The organism is Luteibacter sp. RCC_6_2, from assembly GCF_041360655.1.
Taxonomy (GTDB): Bacteria; Pseudomonadota; Gammaproteobacteria; order Xanthomonadales; family Rhodanobacteraceae; genus Luteibacter.
Map to the genome: position 1 here is coordinate 95,765 of NZ_JBFUPQ010000003.1, position 23,461 is coordinate 119,225.

19 protein-coding genes and 1 riboswitch are annotated in these 23,461 nt (G+C 66.6%); of the genes, 6 read left to right on the plus strand and 13 right to left on the minus strand.

The features are described 5' to 3' along the window. Positions 1-28 precede the first annotated feature (28 nt). Positions 29-202, minus strand: a complete 174-nt coding sequence (locus AB6730_RS03805) for a DUF1328 domain-containing protein (protein ID WP_167028689.1) — start codon at positions 200-202, stop codon at positions 29-31. Positions 203-243: 41 nt separating this feature from the next. Continuing rightward, entirely contained in the window at positions 244-453 is a 210-nt protein-coding gene (locus AB6730_RS03810; RefSeq protein ID WP_371022333.1) for a CsbD family protein, read from the minus strand. Between the two features lie 214 nt (positions 454-667). Between AB6730_RS03810 and AB6730_RS03815 the strand changes: the two genes are divergently transcribed. Continuing rightward, positions 668-1,444 (plus strand): isocitrate lyase/phosphoenolpyruvate mutase family protein, encoded by a 777-nt coding sequence (locus AB6730_RS03815; protein WP_371022334.1) that lies wholly within the window; start codon positions 668-670, stop codon positions 1,442-1,444. Between the two features lie 183 nt (positions 1,445-1,627). Here the strand turns inward: AB6730_RS03815 and AB6730_RS03820 are convergent, their stop codons facing one another. From AB6730_RS03820 to AB6730_RS03850, 7 genes are all read right to left on the minus strand, one after another. Next, complete coding sequence (locus AB6730_RS03820; RefSeq protein ID WP_371022335.1) at positions 1,628-2,212, minus strand: hypothetical protein; 585 nt, start codon at positions 2,210-2,212, stop codon at positions 1,628-1,630. A gap of 132 nt (positions 2,213-2,344) precedes the next feature. Continuing rightward, a complete protein-coding gene (gene queF, locus AB6730_RS03825; RefSeq protein ID WP_371022336.1) occupies positions 2,345-3,172 on the minus strand; it encodes an NADPH-dependent 7-cyano-7-deazaguanine reductase QueF in 828 nt (275 codons plus the stop codon). A gap of 43 nt (positions 3,173-3,215) precedes the next feature. Further along, entirely contained in the window at positions 3,216-4,208 is a 993-nt protein-coding gene (locus AB6730_RS03830; protein ID WP_371022337.1) for an aldo/keto reductase, read from the minus strand. Then, positions 4,205-4,651: a MerR family transcriptional regulator gene (locus tag AB6730_RS03835; RefSeq protein ID WP_371022338.1), complete on the minus strand. Its 447-nt coding sequence runs from the start codon at positions 4,649-4,651 to the stop codon at positions 4,205-4,207. Before AB6730_RS03835 ends, AB6730_RS03830 begins: the two co-directional genes overlap by 4 nt. 28 nt (positions 4,652-4,679) lie before the next feature. Continuing rightward, a complete protein-coding gene (locus tag AB6730_RS03840) occupies positions 4,680-5,081 on the minus strand; it encodes an acyl-CoA thioesterase (protein ID WP_371022339.1) in 402 nt (133 codons plus the stop codon). A gap of 160 nt (positions 5,082-5,241) precedes the next feature. Continuing rightward, positions 5,242-6,270 (minus strand): ribonucleotide-diphosphate reductase subunit beta, encoded by a 1,029-nt coding sequence (locus AB6730_RS03845; protein WP_371022340.1) that lies wholly within the window; start codon positions 6,268-6,270, stop codon positions 5,242-5,244. Between the two features lie 34 nt (positions 6,271-6,304). After that, on the minus strand, positions 6,305-8,821 hold the full coding sequence (locus AB6730_RS03850; protein WP_371022341.1) for a ribonucleoside-diphosphate reductase subunit alpha: 2,517 nt from the start codon (positions 8,819-8,821) through the stop codon (positions 6,305-6,307). A gap of 155 nt (positions 8,822-8,976) precedes the next feature. Further along, positions 8,977-9,188, minus strand: a riboswitch (cobalamin riboswitch). Between the two features lie 143 nt (positions 9,189-9,331). Here AB6730_RS03850 and AB6730_RS03855 point away from each other — a divergent pair. Next, entirely contained in the window at positions 9,332-11,272 is a 1,941-nt protein-coding gene (locus AB6730_RS03855; RefSeq protein ID WP_371022342.1) for a response regulator, read from the plus strand. An 86-nt stretch (positions 11,273-11,358) separates the two neighbouring features. Here the strand turns inward: AB6730_RS03855 and AB6730_RS03860 are convergent, their stop codons facing one another. Together AB6730_RS03860 and AB6730_RS03865 are read right to left on the minus strand one after the other, a co-directional pair. Further along, on the minus strand, positions 11,359-12,267 hold the full coding sequence (locus AB6730_RS03860) for an SDR family oxidoreductase (protein WP_371022343.1): 909 nt from the start codon (positions 12,265-12,267) through the stop codon (positions 11,359-11,361). A 71-nt stretch (positions 12,268-12,338) separates the two neighbouring features. Continuing rightward, a complete protein-coding gene (locus tag AB6730_RS03865) occupies positions 12,339-12,785 on the minus strand; it encodes a DUF2501 domain-containing protein (protein ID WP_371022344.1) in 447 nt (148 codons plus the stop codon). A 110-nt stretch (positions 12,786-12,895) separates the two neighbouring features. Between AB6730_RS03865 and AB6730_RS03870 the strand changes: the two genes are divergently transcribed. From AB6730_RS03870 to AB6730_RS03885, 4 genes are all read left to right on the plus strand, one after another. Next, complete coding sequence (locus AB6730_RS03870) at positions 12,896-15,445, plus strand: family 78 glycoside hydrolase catalytic domain (protein WP_371022345.1); 2,550 nt, start codon at positions 12,896-12,898, stop codon at positions 15,443-15,445. A gap of 80 nt (positions 15,446-15,525) precedes the next feature. Further along, positions 15,526-17,214 carry a methyl-accepting chemotaxis protein gene (locus AB6730_RS03875; RefSeq protein ID WP_371022346.1) on the plus strand — a complete coding sequence of 563 codons (1,689 nt, stop codon included), beginning with the start codon at positions 15,526-15,528 and terminating at the stop codon, positions 17,212-17,214. A 63-nt stretch (positions 17,215-17,277) separates the two neighbouring features. Beyond that, positions 17,278-18,957: an AMP-binding protein gene (locus AB6730_RS03880; RefSeq protein ID WP_371022347.1), complete on the plus strand. Its 1,680-nt coding sequence runs from the start codon at positions 17,278-17,280 to the stop codon at positions 18,955-18,957. A 95-nt stretch (positions 18,958-19,052) separates the two neighbouring features. Continuing rightward, complete coding sequence (locus AB6730_RS03885) at positions 19,053-21,512, plus strand: glucose/quinate/shikimate family membrane-bound PQQ-dependent dehydrogenase (RefSeq protein ID WP_371022348.1); 2,460 nt, start codon at positions 19,053-19,055, stop codon at positions 21,510-21,512. A gap of 137 nt (positions 21,513-21,649) precedes the next feature. On the opposite strand, the gene AB6730_RS03890 is transcribed toward AB6730_RS03885, so the two are convergent. Further along, positions 21,650-22,855, minus strand: a complete 1,206-nt coding sequence (locus AB6730_RS03890; protein WP_371022349.1) for an MFS transporter — start codon at positions 22,853-22,855, stop codon at positions 21,650-21,652. 78 nt (positions 22,856-22,933) lie between these two features. Continuing rightward, on the minus strand, positions 22,934-23,449 hold the full coding sequence (locus AB6730_RS03895; RefSeq protein WP_371022350.1) for a gluconokinase: 516 nt from the start codon (positions 23,447-23,449) through the stop codon (positions 22,934-22,936). Positions 23,450-23,461: the final 12 nt, after the last annotated feature.

Consider the following 23,461-nt stretch of genomic DNA (forward strand, 5'->3'; position numbering starts at 1 on the left):
CTTTTTCGTCCAGCGAGTATCGCCTTCGCTATACCCTCGGGCCGCGGCGCAGGCCTCCGAACAGCAGCGAAAGGATGAACAGGATCAGGAAGACCACGAACAGGATCTTCGCGATGCTGGCGGCGCCCGCGGCGATGCCGGTGAATCCGAAGACGGCGGCGATCAGCGCGATGACGAAGAAAATGACGGCCCAATGAAGCATGGCTTGTCTCCTCTGGCGAGTTGGGAAGAAAAAAAAGGGGCTCAGTACTGGCGATCGATGCGGTCGCGAAAATCCTTCACCTGCCGCTCCGCTTCGTCCCTCGCCACGCCATAGCGTTCCTGGACCTTGCCCGCGAGGTACTCGCTATTGCCTTCGGCAACCGTCAGGTCGTCGTCGGTCAGCTTGCCCCACTGTTCCTTCATCTTGCCGCTCAGTTGCTTCCACTTGCCCTTGAGGGTGTCTTCGTTCATGGCGGTTCCTCGATCTATCGGTCATGCCCGCGCGGCGGTCGTCGCCGAGCCAGGACGCCGCCATTCGAGCATCGCGGTGTTGAAGCCGGTGTCTGTAGGGGGTGAGGCGACGGCTCACCGGGCCTTGGCGCGCCGTACACGGTAAAAAGGCGTTGCGATCGAGGCGGCGGTGGCGGATCGTGTCGTCACTTTCTCCGCACGGACCTTTCGACACATGAATGCCCAGACCCTCCGTGACCTCCACGCTGGCGAACGCTTGCTGGTCCTCGCCAACGCCTGGGACGGTGCCAGCGCCGCCATCGTCCAGCATGCCGGGGCGCCCGCCGTCGCCACCACCAGCGCCGGTGTCGCGTGGTCTTGCGGTTGGCCCGATGGCGATCGCCTGCCCGTGGCGGAGATGCTCGCCGCCGTCCGCCGTATAGCGAGGGTCGTCACCGTTCCGCTGACCGTGGATATCGAGGAAGGATGTTCCGACGACCCCGCGCAGGTGGCGGACTTCGTCTCGTCGCTGGTCGACGTTGGCGTGGCGGGGATCAACATCGAGGACGGCACCAAGGCACCCGCGTTGCTGGCCGACAAGCTCCGTGCGATACGCGCCCGGCTGGGTGGACGCGACCTCTTCATCAACTCGCGCACGGATGTCTACCTGCGCGGCATGGCATCGGGCGATGCCGCCGTCGAGGAAACGCTTCGGCGCGCGAGCCTTTATCGGGAGGCGGGCGCCGACGGCATGTTCGTGCCGGGTATCGCGGCGAGGGATGAAATCCAGCGTGTGGCGGCGGCGCTCCAGCCGATGCCGTTGAACGTGATGCTGGTGCCCGGGTTGCCGTCGCGGGAGGAACTGTTCGCCGCGGGTGCGCGCAGGCTCAGCGCGGGGATCGCGCTGTCGCTCGAGGCATATGCGATGGCGGGGCGGAAGGCGGCGGAGTTCCTGGGAACCGAGCCGAAGGACATCGGATACGGAACCTTGAACACGCTGCTGGCCGGGTAGATTCGCCGACGGGAAGCCACACTTGTGGAAGCAGCCCTGGTGGGAGCCGACTTTGTCGGCGATCCCGCGGCAGCGGGCAAGGTTACGGCAAGCACCCATCGCCGCTGAAGCGGCTTCCCACCGGAAACGAGAAAGGGCGCGACCTTGATCGCGCCCTTTCTCGTTGGAAAGACCTGGGAAGGCTTACTTCTTCTTGACCTCGAACGCCTCGTTGCCCACGGACTGGCCGTTGAGCGAGACGGTGACCTTGTACTTGCCTTCCGGCCACTCGTTCGGATTCTGGATCTTGAACGTGGTGACCGCCGGGCCATCGGTGCTGATCGACTGGCTGATGTCGCTGACGGTCGTGGTGGTGTCGCCGTCCTGGTAGGTCCACTTCGCGTTCAGCGTGGCGCCGGCGGTGGTGCCCTCGGTGGCGACGGAGGCGTAGATGGTCTTGTCGGTCGGGGCGAAGGCGGTCTTCGCCTTGGCGACCTTCTTGTCCGCGCCCACGGCGTTACCCAGGGTCACCGAACCGACCTTCAGCGACTCGGTGGCGGCGGCGGGAGCGGCCGGGGCGGCAGCCGGCTGGGCGGCGGGCGCGGCAGCGGTGGTGGTCGCCGGAGCCGGGGCGGCGGGGGCCGGAGCGGTGGCGGGTGCGGCCGGAGCCGTCGAGGCGGCGGCCGGGGCGGTGTTCTGCTGCTCTTCCTTCTTGCCGCAGGCGGTGAGGACCAGCAGGCCGGCGATGGTGGCCGTGCAGAGGGCGGACGAGCGGAAGGAAAGCTTCATGTCTGGATTCCGGGAGTGGCTTGTCAGGTTCGAAACGAAAGGGGCGTCAAGGTGGATCCCCTTGGCCGCCGCAGGGTACAGGCTACACAACTAAAGGCAAGACCAATGAAGAACGCATGAATGCGCCATTCATCATTGGCGCGCACCGCGCGGGTTCGAGGGTACGGCGGCCGGGTCGGTGCTGCGGAACGGGTTGATGTCCAGGCCGCCGCGACGGGTATAGCGCGCGTACACCGACAGTTCGCGCGGTGCGCAGCGGGCACGGAGATCCATGAAGATGCGTTCCACGCATTGTTCGTGGAATTCCGTATGGCTGCGGAAGGAAACGAGGTAGCGCAGCAGTCCCGCACGGTCGATCGGCGCGCCGGTGTAGGCGATCTGCACGCTGCCCCAGTCGGGTTGTCCGGTCACCGGGCAATTGGAGCGCAACAGGTGCGACACGAGCACCTCGCGCACGTCGCCATCGCGCGTGGCGAGGAAATCCGGACGCGGCGGGCCGTAGCTGTCGAAATCGAGTTCTTGCGTGTCCAGCAGGATGCCTTCCGGCTCGCCCAGCGGGGTGCCGTCCAGGTCGTTCGGCGCACGTAACACCACGTCCACCGGGCCACCCGACGCGGCCGACAGATCGCGGACCAGGGTGGCGAGCACCTGCGCGTCGTCGTCCATGCGTTCCTGGGCGAAGCTGTTCAGGTAGAGCTTGAACGACTTGGATTCGACGATGTTGGGCGTGGTGGCCGGGAAGCGGAACTCCGCCACGGCCACGACCGGCTTGCCACGTGCATCCAGCCAGGACAGTTCGTAGCCGTTCCAGACATCGACGCCATGGAAAGGGAGGGTACCGGCGGATACGCCGATCTCGTCGCGCTTGCCCTGGCGTGGAATCGGAAAGAGCAGGCTGGCGTCGTAGCGGTCCGCGTAGACGGTGGCCTTGCCCAGCGGTGAGTGATCGGGAGACGACATGGCGGTTTGCTGCTGGAACAAACCGCCATTATAAGCCAAGCACTTAGGCGTTGATGGAGCCCATCATGTTGGAGGCGTAACGGTCGCCCACGGCCGAGTCCGGCGGGAAGATCGCATCGATCTCGGCCACCTCGGCCGGGCTGAGTTTCACCGCCACCGCGCCGGCGTTTTCCTCCAGGTACTTCACCCGCTTGGTACCCGGGATCGGCACGATGTCGTCGCCCTTGGCGATCACCCAGGCGAGGGCGAGCTGGCCGGGGGTGCAGCCCTTGTCGGCGGCGAACTTCTTCACCTTCTCCACGATGGCCAGGTTCTTCGCGAAGTTCTCGCCGGTGAAGCGCGGATTGACGCGGCGATAGTCGTCCTCGGCGAAGTCCTCCGGCCGGGTGATCGCGCCGGTGAGGAAGCCGCGGCCCAGCGGGCTATAGGCCACCAGGGCGATGCCGTTCTCGCGGCAGGCGGCGAGCGTGCCGGTGGTTTCCGGATCGCGCGTCCACAACGAGTATTCGCTTTGCAGCGCGGTGATGGGATGCACCTTCGCGGCCTTGCGGATCGACTCGGCCGAGGCCTCGGACAATCCGAGATGGCGCACCTTGCCTTCCTTCACGAGGTCGGCCATCGCGCCGACGGTTTCCTCGATGGGCACCGTGCGGTCCACGCGGTGCTGGTAGTAGAGGTCGATGTAATCGGTCTTCAGGCGGCGGAGGCTGCCTTCGACCGACTGGCGCACGTAGTCCGGGTGGCCGCTGATGCCGCGCTTCATCGGATCGTTCGGGTCGCGGAGGATGCCGAACTTGGTGGCCAGGAATACCTTGTCGCGGCGGCCGGCGAGCGTACGGCCGAGCAGTTCCTCGTTGGTGTGCGGGCCGTAGGCGTCGGAGGTATCCCAGAAGGTGATGCCGAGCTCCAGCGCACGTTCCAGCGTGGCGACCGATTCCTTCTCGTCGCCGGCGCCATAGAACTCGCTCATGCCCATGCAGCCGAGGCCGAGGATCGAGACCTCCGGGCCGTGCGTGCCTAGTTTGCGGGTGATCATGCGTGTCTCCTTCGTTTCGAGGGGGCGTTCGCCGGCGCCGCCTTTGTCACGGGCGGCTCGGCGGGGAGGGGTTCGTCGGGATAGATCGAGCGGTACAGGGCGATCTTCTCGTCCAGCCGCACGATCGTCTCGGTCAGTTCGGTCAGCTGGCCGCGCAGGTAGGCGGCGTGCCGGGCGAGCAGGTCGCCGCGCAAACGGATGCTTTCGGGGGTTTCACCCAGGCGGCGCAGGCGCACGTATTCCTGGATGTCACGCATCGACATGCCGGTGCCGCGCAGGCGCAGCACGAAGTCGATGAGGCGCATCTCGGCTTCGCCGTAGACACGCTGGCCCCCGCGCCGTGGCACCGGGTCGATCAGGCCGATCTGCTCGTAATAGCGCAGCGTGTGGGTGGTCAGGTCGGTGGCGAGGGCGGCCTCGGCGATGGTCTTCGAATGGGGCATTCGAAGAGCGTACGCCTTCGAGTGCGCTCTAAGTCAACAGGGGCGACGGCAGCGGCTGCACGGGAGTCGGCTTGTGGTCCCTGTCCAGCGCGATCATCGTGAAGGTGCCGCGAGTGCACAGTTCACGCGCGCCGGAGATGAGGTCTTCGGTGTACATCGCCACGTCGATCTTCATCGAGGTGCGGCCCACCGATACGACCGTGGCGATGAGTTCCACCATCTGGCCCTTGCGCACGGGCACGTGGAAGTCGACCTGCTCGGAGCGCGCGGTGACCACGATCTGCCGCGAATAGCGCGAGGCGGCGAGGAAGGCGGCCTTGTCCATCCAGGCGAGCGCCTGGCCACCGAAGAGCGTGCCGAGGTGGTTGGTGTGGTCGGGGAAGACGATTTCGAGGACGCGGGCCTCGGTGGGGCGGTCGATGGGGGGCATGTTGGGGCGGTTTTTGGGGTGGGGAGACCATGCTATCGCGAGTGGGGAGGAGCATCGCCGACAAGTCGGCTCCCACAAGGGCGGCTCCCGCCAGGGCACCGCAAGCATGTTTTTGTGGGAGCCGACTTGTCGGCGATGCCTTCAGAAGTCGGTGATGCCGTTAGAACGACTGGTCGAAGGCCACCTCGCCCTGCACGCCCACCTGGTACGACGAGACGCGCCGCTCGAAGAAATTCGTCAGTTCCTGCACGTCCTGCAGGTCCATGAAGTCGAACGGGTTCTTCGCGCCGTACTTCTTTGGCATGTCAAGCTGCACCAGGCGCTGGTCGGCGCAGTACTCCAGGTACTGCCGCATGTCGTTCACCGAGAGCCCGGCCACGCCACCGGAGAGCACGTCCGCCGCGAACTGCGTCTCGCAGGCGATGGCGTCTTCCAGCATCGCCTCCACCTGCTGGCGCATGTCGTCGTCGAACAGGTCGGGCTCCTGTTCGCGCACGGTGCGCACCACCTCGAAGGCGAACGCCATGTGCCCGGATTCGTCGCGGAACACCCAGTTGGTGCCCGACGCCAGCCCGTGCAGCAGGCCGCGCGAACGCAGGTAATACACATAGGCGAAGGCGGCGAAGAAGAACAGGCCTTCGATGCAGGCGGCGAAACAGATCAGGTTGAGCAGGAACTGGCGCCGATGCTCGCGTGTCTCCAGGCGGTTGAGGTCCTGGATGGAGTCGATCCACTTGAAGCAGAACTCGCCCTTCTGCCGGATCGAGGGAATGCTCTCGATCGCGGCGAACGCCTTGTTCCGTTCGGACGGCTCGGGGATGTAGGTATCCAGCAGGGTGAGGTAGAACTGCACGTGCAGCGCTTCCTCGTACAGCTGGCGCGAGAGGAACATGCGCGCCTCGGGCGAGTTCACGTGCTGGTAGAGATTCAGCACGAGGTTGTTCGACACGATCGTGTCGCCCGTCGCGAAGAACGCGACGAGGCGATGGATCAGGTGGCGATCCGCGTCGGACATCTTCGCCTTCAGGTCGGTCACGTCGAGCGAGAAATCCACTTCCTCCACCGTCCACGTATTGCGGATGGCGGCGCGATACATCTCGTAGAACTGCGGATACTTCATCGGCCGCAGCGTCAGTTCGAAACCGGGATCGAGGATGTGGGTATCGCGGGTGATCGGTGAAGCGGACATCGGGGTACCTCGGGAAAGTGAATAGCTTTTCTTTTTACTGGCAGGCTTCGCAGTACTCGGGGTTCTCGAGCGAGCAGAACACCGCGGCCTCGGCCTGTTCCTGCGCGTCCGCGACCGGTGTGGCGGGCGTCGGCAGCGAGGCGGCCGACGAACTGACCGTGGTCTTCGCGATGCGTGTCGCCGGACGCGAGCGCAGGTAATACGTCGTCTTGATGCCCGACTTCCACGCGTACATGTACATGGAGGAAAGCTGCCCGATGTTCGGGTTTTCCATGAACAGGTTCAGCGACTGGCTCTGGTCGATGTAGGCACCGCGGGCGGCGGCGAGGTCGATCAAGGCCTTCTGCGGCAGCTCCCAGGTGGTGCGATACACCGCGCGCAGTTCCGCCGGGATGGCCACGATGCCTTGCACCGACCCTTCCGCGAGCTTGATCTGGTCGCGGATCTCGGCCGTCCACAGGCCCAGCGTCTTCAACTCGTCGACGAGGTAGCGATTCACCACGAGGAAGTCGCCCGACAGCGTCTCGCGCTTGAACAGGTTCGACACCTGCGGTTCGATGCACTCGTAGCAGCCGGCGATCGAGGCGATCGTCGCGGTGGGGGCGATGGCGATCAGCAGCGAGTTGCGCAGGCCCTTGGCCTTGATCTTCTCGCGCAGTTCCGCCCAGCGGCCGTCCTTGCCGGCCGGCGTGGCGGCCGGCCAATAGTCGAACTGCAATTCGCCGTTGGCCGCGCGGCTTTCCTCGAACCCGGGATGCGGGCCGTCGCGCTCGGCGATCTCGTTGGACATCGACAGCGCGTGGAAATAGATCTCCTCCGCGATGCGCGTGGACAACGCACGGGCTTCATCGGAATCGAACGGCAGGCGCAGCTTGAAGAAGACGTCCTGCAAGCCCATCACGCCCAGGCCGACCGGACGCCATTTCACGTTCGCCGTCTTCGCCGTGGCGATCGGGTAGAAGTTCAGGTCGATCACGCGGTTCAGCTGGCGCACGGCCGTGCGCACGGTGGTCGACAGCTTCTCGTAGTCGAACTGGCCGTCCACCACGTGGCGGGCGAGGTTGATCGAGCCGAGGTTGCACACCGCCGTCTCGCCTTCCGAGGTCACTTCGAGGATCTCGGTGCAAAGGTTCGACAGGTGGATGACGTTCTCGGGACGCGCGGTCTGGTTGCTGGTCGCGTTCGAGCGATCCTTGAAGGTCATCCAGCCGTTACCGGTCTGCGCCAGCGAGCGCAGCATGCGCGCGTAGAGTTCGCGTGCCTTGATCGTCTTCACCGCCAGGCCATCGGCTTCGGCCTTCTCGTAGGCAGCGTCGAAGGTGGCACCCCAGGTATCGACGAAGTGCGGCACGATCTTCGGGTCGAACAGCGACCAGTCGCCGTCCGACTCGACGCGGCGCATGAAGAGGTCCGGCACCCAGTTGGCGAGGTTGAGGTTGTGCGTGCGCCGGGCGTCGTCGCCGGTGTTCTCGCGCAGTTCGAGGAATTCCTCGATGTCGGCGTGCCACGATTCCAGGTAGACGCAGGCGGCGCCCTTGCGCTTGCCGCCCTGGTTCACGGCGGCCACGGAAGCGTCGAGCGTCTTCAGCCACGGCACCAGGCCGTTGGAATGACCGTTGGTCCCCTTGATCAAGGAGCCGCGCGAGCGGATGCGCGAATAGGCGAGGCCGATGCCGCCGGCGAACTTCGACAGCTGGGCCACGTCGCCGTACTTGGCGTAGATGGATTCCAGTGCGTCCTGCGGCGAGTCCAGCAGGAAGCACGAGGACAGCTGTTCATGCGCCGTGCCGGCGTTGAACAGGGTCGGCGAACTGGCCAGGTATTCCAGCGACGAGAGCATGCGGTACAGCTCCAGCGTTTCGGCCACGTCGTTGCCGCCGAGCGCGCAGGCGATCCGCATGAAGAAATACTGCGGCGTCTCGATGACGAAGCGCTTGGTCGGATGGCGCAGCAGGTAGCGGTCATAGACCGTGCGCAGGCCGAAGTATTCGAAGCGGCGCGAGGCCGTGGTGTCGATCGCGTCGTTGAGCTTGCGCGCGTTCACCTGCACGAAATCGCGCAGGCGTTCGTTGAGGATACCCAGGTCGAAACCGGTGGAGATCGACTGCGAGAACGACTGGATGTCCTGGCCGGACACTTCCTTGTCGATGAAGGCGGCGAGCAGGCGCGCCGCCAGCTGGCCGTACTCCGGTTCCTCGGCGGTGAGCGCCGCGGCGGTGCGGATCGACAGCTGGTCGAGTTCCTGGGTGGTCGCGCCGTCGTAGAGGCCGCCGATCGTCTTCAGCGCCACGCGCATCGGATCGACCGCGTACAGGCCATCGGCGCTGCGGGTCACCGCGCGCACGATCTTGTTCACGTCGACGACTTCCTGGCCACCGTTGCGCTTGGTCACGCGCATCTGGCCGGGGTTGTGCGGCGGGGTGAGGGCGAAAGCCGGCGGTGCGTCGTTCTTGTAGCCGGCGGCGGGCGCCTTGCCGGCGGTCGGAGAAGGAATGGCGGCCTGGTCGGCCGTCTCGGTGCGCTCGCGCGCTGCGGAATCCATCGTGGTCATGTGTGGCGTGCCCCAAGGCCTGGTTCAAACTCCCGTTCCCTCGGACGGGGCTCGAAGTGGCCAGGCAATGCGGGAAAGGCCGGGACGGAGCCCGCCCGAGGCGGCTCCGGTCCGCGACGTGCTTCCCCGCGGAAGCCGTCACCACAATCGGTACCGATCAGGCACCGACTGTTGGCAGGTCTTCGGACTCGTGGACGAGGGCTTGGAGGCCCGGCCTACCCGTCGCTTCCCAGTCGCCGAGGACCAGTGCATAGAACGGGGTCGTTTCCACTTACCGCTGCGGGGCAGTTCCGGATTCGCACCGGATTCCCTATTAAGTCCGACGGGCAGTCGCGCCTCTCCGGACACCAACGGGACACACGATATAGGCGATCCTATGGCTGGTCAACACAAGATGTGGTGTAAGCCACCTAGGTCCGCGTTCGTTCAAGACATGTAAAGGCCTTCTACACAAAGTGCATGAACCCGCGACGATAAACTCCGCTCCCCATCCCGGATCATTCAGGCTCGATGCCCTCACCATTCGCATTGCAGGACAATGAACTGATCGCCCGGGCGTTTGACGCCGCGCCCTACGGCCTCGCCGCCCTTTCTCCCACGGGTGAACTCCTGTACGCCAATGCCTGGGCCAGGGCCCGCCTGCCCGAAGGCGGGTTCCTGTCCATCTGGAACAGTGCGGGCCGCGACTGGTTCAGGTCGGAATTGCCGAATCTGGCCGCGAGCGGCATGCGCACGGCGGAACTCGGTTCCGTCGACGGCTCGCCCTGGCGCGTATGCATGGAACGCTGGGACGGCGCGGCCATCGTGTCCATCCAGCCGGCCAGTGGCGAAGACCAGGGCTGGCGCAGCGCCGGAAGCGGTCCCGCGCTCGCGCTCGACCTCACCCAGGACCAGTTGCGCCAGGCGCAGAAGATGGACGCGATCGGCAAGCTGACCGGTGGCGTCGCCCACGACTTCAACAACCTCTTGCAGGTGATCAGCGGCAACCTGCAACTGCTCGCCTCCGACGTCACCGGCAATGCCCGTGCGGAACGGCGCCTCGCCAATGCGATGGCCGGCGTGACCCGCGGCAGCAAGCTGGCCGCGCAGTTGCTCGCCTTCGGCCGGCGCCAGCCGCTGGCACCGAAGGTCGTGAACGTCGGGCGGTTCATCCGCGACATGGACGAACTCCTGCGTCGCGCGCTCGGCGAGGCGATCGAGATCGAAACCGTCGTCGCCGGCGGCCTGTGGAACACGCTGGTCGACCCGGGCAACGTGGAAAACGCGCTGCTCAACCTGGCGCTCAATGCCCGCGACGCGATGGACGGGCGCGGCAGGCTCACCATCGAGGCCGGCAACGCCTTGCTCGACAGCGCCTATGCCGCGGCCCATGGCGACCTGCGCCCCGGCCAGTACGTGATGATCGCCGTGACCGATACCGGCGGAGGCATTCCCCCGGAAATCATCGACCAGGTGTTCGAGCCCTTCTTCACCACCAAGCCCGAGGGCCGCGGCACCGGCCTCGGGCTCTCGATGGTCTACGGCTTCGTCAAGCAATCCGGTGGGCACGTGAAGATCTACAGCGAGCCCGGCGAGGGCACGACGGTGAAGATCTACCTGCCACGCTGCGTGCAGAGCGAAGACCGCCTGGTCGATCTCGACGAGGAAGCCGTGCGCGGTGGCGACGAGACGATCCTGGTGGTGGAGGACGACGACGCGGTGCGCGAGACGGTGGTCGGCATGCTCGGCGATCTTGGTTATCGCGTGTTGAAGGCGCGCGACGCGGAGAGCGCGCTGTCGATCGTGGAAAGTGGCATCGCGATCGACCTGCTCTTCACCGACGTGGTGATGCCCGGTCCGCTGCGCAGTCCGGAGCTGGCGCGCAAGGCGATGAAACGGCAGCCTGGCATCGCCGTGCTTTTCACCTCGGGCTATACCGAGAACGCCATCGTGCACGGTGGCCGCCTCGATGAAGGCGTGGAATTGTTGAGCAAGCCGTACACGAAGGAACAGCTGGCCCGGCGCGTACGCCATGTGCTGGCCGCGCGGGTACCGCGCCCGGCGGCCGAGATCGCGCCAGCGCCCATGGCGGTGCCGGGTGCGGCACCCACGCCATCGGTCTCGCTGCGCGTACTGGTCGTCGAGGATGACGCCCTGATACGGATGTCCATTTGCGAGATGCTCGAAAGCCGGGGCCACATCGCCTTCGAGGCCGGCGATGGCAACGAGGCCTTGCGTGTGCATGCCGTCGAGCCGATCGACATCCTGCTCGCCGATGTCGGGCTACCCGGGATGAACGGGGTGGACCTGGCCGAGCGGTTGCGCGAGGCGCAGCCCGGCCTGCCGGTGATCTATGCGACGGGCGACCATACGGCCAATGGGGTCGAGTGCGATGTGCAAACGCGGATCATCGTGAAGCCTTATGGGGTGGCCGACCTGATGGAGGCGATCGGGCGGATCGCGGGTCGGTAGAGCATCGCCGACAGGGTCGGCTCCCACCAAGAGCAGGAGCATCGATGCCCTGGTGGGAGCCGACCCTGTCGGCGATACGGCGCGCCTCAAGGCAACATGTGCCCACCGGTCACCCCGTAAGTCTCCCCGGTGATGAAGCTCGCTTCCTGGCTGGCCAGCAACACATACACCGGCGCGCACTCCACCGGTTGCCCTGGCCGCTTCAGCGGCACGTTCTTGCCGAATTCGACCACCTTCTCCTGTGGTTGCCCACCGCTCGGCTGCAACGGCGTCCACACCGGCCCCGGCGCCACGGCGTTCACGCGAATGCCCTTGTCCGCCGCCTGCTTGGCCAGCGCCTTGGTGAACGCCACGATCGCGGCCTTGGTCGGCGCGTAGTCGAGCAGGATGTCCGAGGGCTCGTAGGCCTGGATCGAGGCCGTGTTCAGGATCGCCGCACCCGGCGGCATGTGCGGCAGGGCCGCCTTGGTCAGCCAGAACATCGCGAAGACATTGGTGCGGAACGTCGTTTCGAAGGCCGCGCTATCCAGTTCGTCGATGGATTTCGCGTACTGCTGGCGGCCGGCGATGTTGGCGAGGATGTCGAGGCCACCCAGCTCCTTCACCGCCCTGGCGACCAGGTCCTTGCAGAACGCCTCGTCCTTCAGGTCGCCGGGCATGCCCACGACGGTGTGCCCTTCGCCTGTGAGCAGGGCGATGACCTCGTCGGCATCCTTCTGCTCCGACGGCAGGTAGTTGATCACCACGTCGGCACCTTCGCGGGCGAAGGCGATGGCCGTCGCCCGCCCGATGCCTGAATCGCCGCCGGTCACCAGGGCCTTGCGGCCTTTCAAGCGGCCGTTGCCACGGTAGCTGGTCTCGCCGTGGTCCGGCTTGGGGACCATTTCCTTCGCCAGGCCCGGTGCCGGCTGCGGCTGCTTGGCGAACTCCGGCTGCGGATACTGGGTGCGCGGATCGCGCATGGCGTACGGGTCGTGCTTGGCTGCGTTTGCCATGGGAAGGTCCTCGTGGGTGGAGAGGCCTTCAGGTTTACGGGCCGGGGTGTCCATACCCCGTCCACGTCATGTCACTTCCCCATGCCGACCATCTTCTTGCCTTGCTTCAGCACCGCGTCGCAGGCCTTGCGGGTGAGCTGGGCCTTGAGATCGCCGGTGCCGGCCGGGCTGGAGCCGCCGCCGGAGAGGTCGAGGGTCTTGCCGTCGCTGGACTTCAACAGTCCCTTCGCGCCGTCGAGGTAACCCTTGTCCTGCGTGGGAGCGGGCGTGGCCTGGGCGGACTGGCCGCCGAGCTTGCCCAGCAACTGGTCCTTCACACCCGCGGCGCCGCTTTCGCCGCCGAGGTAGTTGTTGTTCATGCAGTACTGGATGATGCCCGCGGCATTGCCCATGCTGCCCGAAGCGAGCGAGCTGCCGCCGCCACCCATCATGCCCTTCAGGCTGTCGAGTTGTACCGCCGCCGCGGGCGTCGCGGCGAAGGCGGTGGCGAGGGTGATGCCGGCGAGTAAGGTCTTCATGACAGGGCTCCGGGGTTAAAGGTGGGGAAGGGATAAACCTTGATGCGTTAGATGGATGTAAGCACGGCCGGCCGATATGCTCCGTGCGTACTCCGCGGAAGGAAGGTCCGTTGCCCGTTCGCTCCCGTCTCGCCTGCATCCTGCTGTTCGCCGCGCCGCTCGCGAACGCCACCGTCAGCCTCACCACGCCCCGTGTCGAACGCGCCGACACGCCTGGGTACGTCGACGTGGACAGGCCACGCTTCTCGTGGATCGTGCACAGCGATACCGATGGCACCGTGCAGACCGGCTATCGCATCATCGTGACGCATCGGGGCGCGACGGTCTGGGACAGTGGCGACGTCGTCGGCGCACGTCCGTTCGACATCGAATACGCCGGACCGTCGCTGACTCCCGGCGAACGTTACGAGTGGCGCGCCGACGTCCACACCTCCGGCGGCGACGCCAGCGTGGCCTCGCACTTCGATACCGCGCTGGACGAAGCCGGCTGGCACGGGGCGCGCTGGATCGGCAAGGGCGACGACACGCTTCCGGCGCCCTTGCTGCGGAAGACATTCCGTGTCGAGGGCGACGTGGCGCGCGCCACCCTGTACATCGCCGCCGGTGGTTATGCCGATGTGTCGATCGACGGCAAGCCGGTAAGCGACGCCGTGCTTGGCCCGGGTTTCACCGATTACGGGAAGCGCGTGGAAGTGGTGGCGGACGAGGTCACCCTCACGCCCGGCGAACACACGCTCGGTGCCGAACTCGGGCGCGGTTTCTACGGGCTCACCAACCCGAACGTATGGCATTGGGAACGCGCGCCGTGGCATGGCCGTCCGCGGATGCGCGCGTTGCTGCGCATCCGCTTTCGGGACGGCCGCATCGAGCAGGTCATCAGCGATGCAAGCTGGCGCGTGGCCGACGGGCCGACGCGGTTGGACGACTTGTACGGTGGCGAGGAATACGATGCGCGTCTTGCCTTGCCGCGCGCATGGTCGGCCGCGTCGGAGCTGCCGGCGCCTGCGGGAAGGCTCGTCGCGCAGGTCGAGCAACCCATCCGCGTCGTGGATACCCTCGACGCCACGGCCGTAACCGAACCGGTGCCGGGTACGTACGTGTTCGCGTTTCCCCGCGTGATGGCCGGTTGGGCGAGCTTCGACGTGAGCGGCCCGGCGGGCACGACGATCGTCGCACGTTACGGGGAGAAGCTGCTGCCAGACGGCACCGTCGACGCACGCGACGAGCATCATTATTTCAAGCAGGGCTTCCAGACCGACCGGCTGACGCTCGATGGTGGACGGGTGCGCTGGCACCCGCGCTTTTCGTACAAGGGCTTTCGCTACGTGCAGGTCCAGGGTTGGCCAGGTGGCAAGCCGGCAGCCGATGCGATTGCGGCGCAGGTGGTGCACACAGATGTCGCGGTGACCGGCCGCTTCGACAGCGACAACCCGTTGTTGAACTGGATACACGGGGCCGCCGTCGACACCATGCTGAACAACCTGCACGGCATCCCCACCGACACGCCCATGTACGAGAAGAACGGCTGGACGGGCGACGGCATGCTCGGCGCGGAGATGTTCCTGCGCAACTTCGACGCGGATCGATTGCTGGTGAAGTGGCTGCGTGACATCGGCGATGCACGCAACGCGCAAGGCGCGCCGTTGCTCATCGCGCCCAATCCCGGGTGGGGCGACGTACGCGCACCTACCTGGCATTCGGCCTACGTATTCATCCCGTGGTGGTTGTGGATGTATGCGGGAGACCGGCGGCCGATCGAGGAACACATCCAGGGCATCGCGCGCTACGTGGCGATGGAGGATGCGCGTTCGCCGGAAGGCATCGCCGATACGGAACTGGGCGACTGGGTCAGCCCGGAAACCGATCCGGGCGGCGAGAACGCGCCGGAGGACAAGCGCGTCGCCGCCACGGCCTATCTCTACGGCATGGAGCGTGCGACGGCGGCGATGCTGCGGCTTGTCGGCGACGCGTCCGGCGCCGCCCCGTTCGATGCCAGCGCGGAGAAGGTGCGGGCGGCATTCAACCAGCGCTTCCTCGATCGCGCGGCCGCCCGCTATCGCGGGGAAGGCGACCATGGCTATCGACAGGCGCACAACCTGTTGGCCCTGGCTTTCGGCCTGGTGCCCGACGACGTCAAGGCGCGCGTGGCGGCTGGCGTGGCGGCGGATGCGAAGGCGCGCGGGGATCATCTCGATACCGGCGCGCTGGCGACCAAGGCGATCCTTCCGGTGTTGACCGCCAGCGGCCGCGCGGACGAAGCCTGGGCCATCGCCATCCAGACCACCTTCCCGAGCTGGGGCTTCTGGCGCGCCAACGGTGCCACCAGCCTCTGGGAACACTGGAAGCTGGCCTCGCGCTCACGGGGCCACTATTTCCTCGGCACGATCGACGACTGGCTGTTTGGCGACGTGGCGGGTCTCCGGCCGCTGGAGCCGGGTTGGCGGCGTTTCGAGGTGCGGCCGGCCCTCACGGCCTTCCTGGGCCGCGCGTCGGCGGCGGTCATGACGCCCTACGGTGAAGCGTCCGTGGCATGGCGCAAGGTGGCGGGGAAGGTCGAGGCGGACATCGTGGTGCCGGTGGGCGCCGAGGCGGTGGTGACCCTGCCGGGGTCGCCGCGGAAGGTCCTCGGATCGGGCCGGCACAAACTGACTGCCCCATGAGCGTCTTCACATACCCCTCGTAAAGTCTTGCACCCCACCGCCGATACATCTTGCACGGGGATTTATCGAGGGTGATGGGTATGTCGGCAGTGGAAAGATGGTTCGGCCGCACGCGGCTGAACACGCGGGTATGGATGGTGACGACGGTGGTCGTGGCCGGCCTGATGGCGCAGACCATCATGGCGGGCATCGAAAGCCGCGGCGTGCAGATGCGCGCGCTCCAGGACACGCTCGAGCAGCACGTGACGGCGGCCATGGCGATCGCCGACGCCTACCATGCGCGTGCGCAGAAGGGCGAGTTGAGCGACCTGGAGGCGCGGGTGAACGCGCTGCAGGACATCGAGGCGATGCGCTGGGCGAACAACACCGGCTACGTGTTCGCGTTCGATTCGTCGCTGACGATGCGCATGCATCCGCTGCGGCATGACGACATCGGCAAGAACATTCGCGAGGATGTCGATGGCAAGGGCTTCCACCACTACGAGGCGATGCTAGCCACCGATACGAAGGCCGGCCACGGCATGACCCGCTATACGCAGATCATGCCCAAGACGAAGGAACTGAAGGACAAGATCAGCTTCTCGTCCTGGTACAAGCCGTGGGACCTGCACTTCGTGTCGGGCGCCTACTTCGACGCCATCGATGCGGCGTTCCAGGCCCAGCTCAAGCGCGACCTGGTCAAGTCGGGGCTCATCGCGCTGCTGGCGCTGGCGATCGTCTGGTTCTCGATGAGCAGCATCCGCACCAGCCTGGGTGGCGAACCGAACGATGCCGTGGAGATCGCGGGGCGTATCGCCGGTGGCGACCTTCGTGCGGACGGCGCGGCGGCCTTCGCGCCGGAGAGCTTGTTGGGCGCGCTGGAACGCATGCGTGGCACGCTGTCCTCGATCGTCACGGAAGTGCAGGAAGGCGCGCATGTCGTCTCCACCACCTCCAGCGAAATCGCGCGCGGCAACGACGACCTCTCGCAGCGCACGCAGGAACAGGCCTCCAGCCTGGAAGAAACCGCCGCGTCGATGGAAGAGATGACCGCGACGGTGAAGCAGAACGCCGAGAACGCCCTGGCGGCGGACCGCTTGTCCCGTCACGCGCGCGGTGCGGCGGAGAAGGGCGGCGCCGTCGTCGGCGAGGCGATGGAGGCCATGCGCCAGATCGGCGATTCCAGCCGTCGCATCGGCGACATCGTGGGCCTGATCGACGACATCGCCTTCCAGACCAACCTGCTGGCGTTGAACGCCGCCGTGGAAGCGGCGCGTGCGGGCGAGCAGGGCCGTGGCTTCGCCGTGGTGGCGGCGGAAGTACGCCGTCTCGCGCAGTCCAGCGCGTCGGCGTCGCGCGAGATCAAGGGCCTCATCCTGGAAAGCGGCGAACGCGTGGATGCGGGCGCGGCGCTGGTCGAGCAATCCTCGGACGCGCTGCGCGACATCGTCGACAGCGTGAAGAAGGTGACCGACATCGTCGCCGAGATCGCCGCGGCCAGCGCGGAACAGTCCTCCGGCGTCGACCAGGTGAACCTCGCCATCGCGCAGATCGACCAGGTGACGCAGGAAAACGCCGCCCTCGTGGAAGAGGCCGCCGCGGCCGCGAAGTCGATGCAGGACCAGGCCAAGTCGTTGCGCGACCAGGTGGCGTTCTTCACGGTGGACGCCGAGGCAGGCGGCAGCGACACGTCGCGCGCGGCGGTGGAGCGTGCCGCGCACGACCTGAGCTTTGGTCATCGCCAGGCCTCCGCCACGGCCGAGGCCGCGGGCTGGACCGAGTTCGCCTGACCAGGGGCCACGCGCCGGCGCACATTGTTTATCCTCGGGCGAAGCCACGACGAGGATGAACGCATGGACCACGCCGCGAGTTACGTGCACGGCGCGAGCCCCACACCCCTGCTGGGCGAGACGATCGGAGCCCTGCTCGATCGTGTCGCGGCACGTTGGCCGGACCGGCCGGCGCTGGTGGTACGCCAGCAGGGTGTCCGCTGGACCTACCGGGAATTCCACGCGGAGGTCGAGCGCGTCGCCGCCGGCCTTCTCGCGCTGGGCCTGGAGCCCGGCGACCGCATCGGCATCTGGGCACCGAACCGCGCGGAATGGGTGGTGGCGCAGTTCGCCGCGCCGAAGGCGGGGTTGATCCTGGTCAACATCAATCCCGCCTACCGTTCGCACGAGTTGGCGTATTCGCTGAACAAGGTCGCTTGCCGCGCGCTCATCCTGCCGCGCGCCTTCAAGTCGTCGCGTTACCTGGACATCCTTCGCGGCCTCGCCCCGGAACTGGAAGCCTCCCCGCCGGGCGGATTGCGCGCGGCGGCCTTGCCGGACCTGCGCCACGTGATCCTGCTCGACGAGGACGCGGCACCCGGCGCGCTGCGCTGGCGCGACATCGTGGCGGACGACACGGCGCGGGAACATCTCGCGGCGGTGGAGGCGGAGCTGTCGTTCGACGACGCGGTGAACATCCAGTTCACCTCCGGCACGACGGGTGCGCCCAAGGGCGCGACGCTCACGCATCACAACATCGTCAACAACGGCTTCTTCATCGGCGAGGCCATGCGTCTCAACGAGGACGACAGGCTGTGCATCCCCGTGCCGTTCTACCATTGCTTCGGGATGGTCCTGGGCAACCTCGCCTGCGTGACGCACGGCGCATGCATGGTGATCCCCGGCGAGGGCTTCGACGCGTTGGCCACGCTGGAGACGGTGGCGGAGGAACGCTGCACCGCGCTGCATGGCGTGCCGACGATGTTCATCGCCGAACTCGAACATCCACGCTTCCGCGAGTTCGACCTGTCGAGCCTGCGCACGGGCATCATGGCGGGCTCGCCATGCCCCATCGAGGTGATGCGCCGTGTCGTGCGCGAGATGCACATGAGCGAGGTGACCATCGCTTACGGCATGACCGAGACCAGCCCGGTCAGTTTCCAGACCGTGCCGGACGACCCGCTCGAACTGCGCGTGTCGACGGTGGGACGCATCCATCCCCACGTGGAAGTGAAGATCGTGGACGAGGCGGGGCGGGTCGTCCCGCGCGGCACGACGGGCGAGTTGCTGACGCGCGGCTATTCCGTGATGCGCGGCTACTGGGGCGACGAGGCGCATACCGCGCTGGCACTCGACGCGTCGCGCTGGATGCATACCGGCGACCTCGCGGTCCTCGACGACGAGGGGTACTGCACCATCGTGGGCCGCCTGAAGGACATGATCATCCGTGGCGGCGAGAACATCTATCCCCGCGAAATCGAGGAATTCCTCTACGGGCACCCGGATATCCAGGACGTGCAGGTGTTCGGCGTCCCGGATGACCGGCTGGGCGAGCAGGTGTGCGCGTGGGTCCGCCTGCGCGACGGGGCGAAGGCCACGGAGGGCTCGATCCAGGACTATTGCCGGCGGCACCTCGCCTATTTCAAGGTGCCGCACTACGTCCGCTTCGTGGACGGATTCCCGATGACCGTGACCGGAAAGGTGCAGAAATACCTGATGCGCGAGATGATGGAGGCGGAACTGTCCGGCAAGACGCGGTCCTGAAGCCAGGTCCGCCGACCGTCGTCCTCCACTTCGGATTCACGCCCTCCTCTCCACCCTAGCTGGAAGGGAGGGCTCAGGACACCAGAGAGGCGCATGTGAATCGAGTCAGGAGACACCACCCCGCGACGCTGTTCACCGCGTTCCTTTTCGCCTTGTTCGGGGCGGTGACCCTGCTGGGTGGCATCCGGCTGGTCAACCTCGGCGGCTCCGCGTATTACCTGGTCGCAGGCGCGGTCACCCTGGTGGTCGCGGCCTTGCTGCTGTTCCGTGTGCGACTGGCCGTGCCCCTCTATGGCCTCCTGCTGATCGGCACCGCCGCCTGGTCGGTCTGGGAGGTGCGCCTGGACTGGTGGCAATTGCTTCCGCGCCTCGACGTATGGTTCGTGCTGGGCTTGTGGCTCCTGCTGCCGTGGCCGCGCCGCGGGCTCAACCGGGACAGCCTCTACGAGACCTCCAGGCATACCGGCGGTGGTTTCCTCCTCGTCTCGTTGTTGATCGTCGCGGTGGTGGGCATCGCGGGAGCCCTTCATTCCGATCACGACCTGTCCGGCGAATTGCCGATGGCCGACGTCGCGGGACCGCAAGGCGACCGCGCCGCACGGCCCGACGGCGACTGGACGGACTACGGTGGCTCGCCATTCGGTCAGCGCTACTCTCCGCTGACGCAGATCACTCCGGATAACGTGGGACAGTTGCAGGTCGCCTGGAAGATCCAGACGGGCGATACCCCGGGGCCCGACGATCCGACCGAAACGACCTCCGAGAACACGCCGCTGAAGATCGGCGACACCGTTTATCTATGCACGCCGCACAGCCGCGTGATCGCGGTGGATGCGGCCACGGGACAGAAACGCTGGGAGTTCGATCCGAAGATCCAGAGCCCCGTCGGATTCAAGCACTGGGAACACATGACCTGCCGCGGCGTGTCGTACCACGACGATGCGAAGTACGCGGCCGCGACGGTTCCCGCTCCGGCGACGAGCGCGACGGGCGCTCCCGCGCCTGCTTCGACAGTCGCGACCGCCGCGGCGTCCACGGTCTCGGCGACGTGCCCGCGCCGGTTGTTCCTGCCGACCGCCGACGCGCGCCTCATCGCGATCAATGCGGATTCCGGCCAACCCTGCGCCGACTTCGGCGAGCAGGGCACGGTGAACCTGCGCACGAACATCGGCCCGTTCACGCCGGGTGGCTACTACTCCACCTCGCCCCCGGCGGTGACGAAGGACCTGGTCATCATCGGCGGCCATGTCACCGACAACGAATCGACGAACGAGCCCTCCGGCGTCATCCGCGCCTACGATGTGCACGATGGCCACCTGGTCTGGAACTGGGACCCCGGCAAGCCTGATGACACGGCGCCGATCGCGCCGGGCGCCACGTATACCCGCAATTCGCCGAACGTCTGGTCGCTCTTCAGCGTCGACGAGAACCTCGGCATCGTCTACCTGCCCATGGGAAACCAGACGCCGGACCAGTTCGGTGGCGGTCGTACGCCCACGTCGGAGAAGTACGCCGCGGGCATCGTCGCCCTGGACGTGGCCACCGGCAAGGTGCGGTGGAATTATCAGTTCACCCATCACGATCTCTGGGACATGGACATCGGTGGGCAGCCGACCCTGGTCGACCTGCAAACCGCCGACGGAATGAAGCCCGCCCTCGTCGCTTCGACCAAGCAGGGCAGTGTGTACGTGCTCGACCGGCGCGACGGCACGCCGATCATCCCCATTCGCGAAGTGCCGCGTCCGCAAGGTGCCGTGGCCGGCGATCACACCGCCCCCACGCAACCGCTATCGGATCTCAATTTCGCGCCGCCGGACGTGCGAGAGAAGGACATGTGGGGCACGACGCCGTTCGACCAGCTCTGGTGCCGCGTGCGTTTCCGTTCGTTGCGCTACGAGGGCATGTTCACGCCGCCCTCCGAACAAGGATCGCTGGTTTTCCCGGGTAATTTCGGCGTGTTCGACTGGGGTGGCGTGTCGGTGGACCCCACGCGCCAGTTGATGTTGATCAACCCGAGCTACATGGCGTTCCAGTCGCGACTGATTCCGAAGGACGTGTTGGCCAAGATGGAGGTCGGTCCCGCGAAGAGCGAGACCGAAGGCGTGAAGAAGGCCGAAGGCATCCCCTACGGCATCGAGTTGTCCGCCTTCCTCTCCCCGCTGGGCATTCCCTGCCAGGCACCGCCGTGGGGATACGTCGCGGGCGTCGACCTGCGCACGGGCAAGATGATGTGGCGGCACAAGAACGGCACCATCGTCGACAGCGCACCGCTGCCGATCCCGATGCCGCTCGGCGTCCCGAGCCTCGGTGGCATGGTGACCACGGCCGGCGGCGTCACCTTCCTCTCCGGCACGCTGGACTACTACGTGCGCGGTTACGACGTGCGCACCGGGAAGAAACTCTGGGAAGCCCGCCTGCCGGCCGGCGGCCAGGCCACGCCGATGACCTATGCGGACAAGGACGGTCGCCAATACCTCCTCGTGACGGCCGGCGGCCACGGCTCGCTGGGCACCAAGCAAGGCGACTGGGTGATCGCTTACGCCTTGCCCAAGTAGGGATGTGTAGTTACGGGTAGCCGACCTGGTGGGAGCCGACTCTGTCGGCGATCCCGCGGCAGCGGGCCAGGGTGAGGCAAGCGCCCATCGCCGCTGAAGCGGCTCCCACACGGACCTCGGTGGCGCTGGCTGTACGCCTAGCCCCGCTTCGGGCTGGGCAGCAGCGCCGCCAGCAAGCCGATCAGGGGCAGGAAGGCGCACACCTGGTACACCGCCTCGATGCCGATGTGATCGGCCAGTTCACCGAGCACGGCCGCACCGAGGCCGCCCATGCCGAACGAGAAGCCGAAGAACAGGCCCGAGATCATGCCGACGCGGCCTGGCACGAGCTCCTGTGCGAAGACGACGATCGCGGGGAAGGCCGAGGCCAGGATCAAGCCGATCGCCACGGTGAGCGGTGCCGTCCAGAACAGGCTGGCGTGAGGCAGCAGGAGGGTGAACGGAAGGGCGCCGAGGATCGAGAACCAGATCACGCGCTTGCGTCCGATGCGGTCGCCGACGGGACCGCCGAGCACCGTTCCCACCGCCACCGCGCCGAGGAAGACGAACAGGTGGAACTGCGCGTTCTCCACCGACACGCCGAAGCGATGGATCAGGTAGAACGTGAAATAGCTGGTGAGGCTGGCGAGGTAGACGTACTTCGAGAAGATCAGCGCGAGCAGGACGGCGATGCCACGCCGCGCCTCGCGCGTGGGTGGAGCGAGTTGCGCGTGCTTGCCGGCGTTGTTCGTCAGCCGGACCAGGCCATGGTGGCGATACCACTGGCCGACGTTCCACAGGATCGCGCAGGACAGCAAGGCGAGCAGCGCGAAGAAGGCCAGGCTCGACTGTCCCCAACGCACCACGACCAGCGCCGCGGCGAGCGGGCCCAATGCCTGGCCGGCGTTGCCACCCACCTGGAACAGCGACTGCGCGAGGCCGTGGCGGCCACCGGAGGCCATCCGTGCCACGCGGGACGATTCGGGATGGAACACCGACGAACCCATGCCCAGCAATGCCGCGCCGGCGAGCAGCAACGGGTAGGCGTGGGCCTTCGACAACACGAGCAGGCCGAACAACGAGAACAGCGTGCCACCGGGAAGCGCCAGCGGCGTGGGACGCCGGTCGGCGTAGAGGCCGATGAGCGGCTGCAGGATCGACGCGGTCATCTGGTATGTCAGCGTGATGAGACCGATCTGGCCGAAGTCGAGTTGGAAGTCGGTCTTCAGGCCCGGGTAAATGGCCGGAAGCAGCGACTGCATCATGTCGTTGAGCAGGTGACAGAAGCTGATCGCGAAGATCACGCCATAGACGGTCGTGTCCGCACGGCGGCCGTCCAGCGCCGCGTCGACGGGGGCTTGCATGGGCTTTCCTGGGGGTAGGGGAGCGAATATGAGAACACGGGCGAGACGACGCGGCCACTGCCGGCGTGATCGCGGGCCCTAGGTCCGGGCGCCGTGGCAATCCGCGCGGATGATGCACTCGACGAGTTCGGCCGGCGGCTTGCCGATTTCCACGCGCATGGCCTCTTCGTCGCCGGGTTCCTCCAGCGTCGCGAGCTGGCTGTCGAGGAGCGCCGGATCGAAGAAGTGTCCTGCCCGGTGGCCGAGGCGGTCGGCCAGCAGTTCGCGCGAGCCATGCAGGTAGACGAACTTCACGTCGTCGTGTCCATCGCGCAAGAAATCGCGATAGCGGTGCTTCAACGCCGAGCACGCCACCACCAGCGACTCGCCCTGCTGCCGGTGGCGATCCATTTCCGCCGCGATGGCGGCGAGCCAGGGCTGGCGGTCCGCATCGTCGAGCGGTATGCCCCGGGCCATCTTGTCGCGGTTGGCCTGGGGATGAAGGTGATCCCCGTCGACGAAGGGCTGGCCCAGCCTTGCCGCCAGGCCCATGCCGATCGTGCTCTTGCCGCTGCCGGAAACACCCATGACGATCGTGATCATGGCCGGAAGCATGCCGTCTTCCGG

Bases quoted from the DNA above. Each gene is read 5' to 3' on its own strand.
- AB6730_RS03860 (WP_371022343.1), bottom strand. From the start codon at position 12,267: ATGGCAAACGCAGCCAAGCACGACCCGTACGCCATGCGCGATCCGCGC.
- AB6730_RS03845 (WP_371022340.1), bottom strand. From the start codon at position 6,270: ATGTCCGCTTCACCGATCACCCGCGATACCCACATCCTCGATCCCGGT.
- AB6730_RS03830 (WP_371022337.1), bottom strand. From the start codon at position 4,208: ATGATCACCCGCAAACTAGGCACGCACGGCCCGGAGGTCTCGATCCTC.
- AB6730_RS03805 (WP_167028689.1), bottom strand. From the start codon at position 202: ATGCTTCATTGGGCCGTCATTTTCTTCGTCATCGCGCTGATCGCCGCC.
- AB6730_RS03810 (WP_371022333.1), bottom strand. From the start codon at position 453: ATGAACGAAGACACCCTCAAGGGCAAGTGGAAGCAACTGAGCGGCAAG.
- AB6730_RS03890 (WP_371022349.1), bottom strand. From the start codon at position 22,855: ATGCAAGCCCCCGTCGACGCGGCGCTGGACGGCCGCCGTGCGGACACG.
- AB6730_RS03875 (WP_371022346.1), top strand. From the start codon at position 15,526: ATGTCGGCAGTGGAAAGATGGTTCGGCCGCACGCGGCTGAACACGCGG.
- AB6730_RS03880 (WP_371022347.1), top strand. From the start codon at position 17,278: ATGGACCACGCCGCGAGTTACGTGCACGGCGCGAGCCCCACACCCCTG.
- AB6730_RS03850 (WP_371022341.1), bottom strand. From the start codon at position 8,821: ATGACCACGATGGATTCCGCAGCGCGCGAGCGCACCGAGACGGCCGAC.
- AB6730_RS03865 (WP_371022344.1), bottom strand. From the start codon at position 12,785: ATGAAGACCTTACTCGCCGGCATCACCCTCGCCACCGCCTTCGCCGCG.
- AB6730_RS03855 (WP_371022342.1), top strand. From the start codon at position 9,332: ATGCCCTCACCATTCGCATTGCAGGACAATGAACTGATCGCCCGGGCG.
- AB6730_RS03840 (WP_371022339.1), bottom strand. From the start codon at position 5,081: ATGCCCCCCATCGACCGCCCCACCGAGGCCCGCGTCCTCGAAATCGTC.
- AB6730_RS03895 (WP_371022350.1), bottom strand. From the start codon at position 23,449: ATGCTTCCGGCCATGATCACGATCGTCATGGGTGTTTCCGGCAGCGGC.
- AB6730_RS03820 (WP_371022335.1), bottom strand. From the start codon at position 2,212: ATGAAGCTTTCCTTCCGCTCGTCCGCCCTCTGCACGGCCACCATCGCC.
- queF (WP_371022336.1), bottom strand. From the start codon at position 3,172: ATGTCGTCTCCCGATCACTCACCGCTGGGCAAGGCCACCGTCTACGCG.
- AB6730_RS03835 (WP_371022338.1), bottom strand. From the start codon at position 4,651: ATGCCCCATTCGAAGACCATCGCCGAGGCCGCCCTCGCCACCGACCTG.
- AB6730_RS03815 (WP_371022334.1), top strand. From the start codon at position 668: ATGAATGCCCAGACCCTCCGTGACCTCCACGCTGGCGAACGCTTGCTG.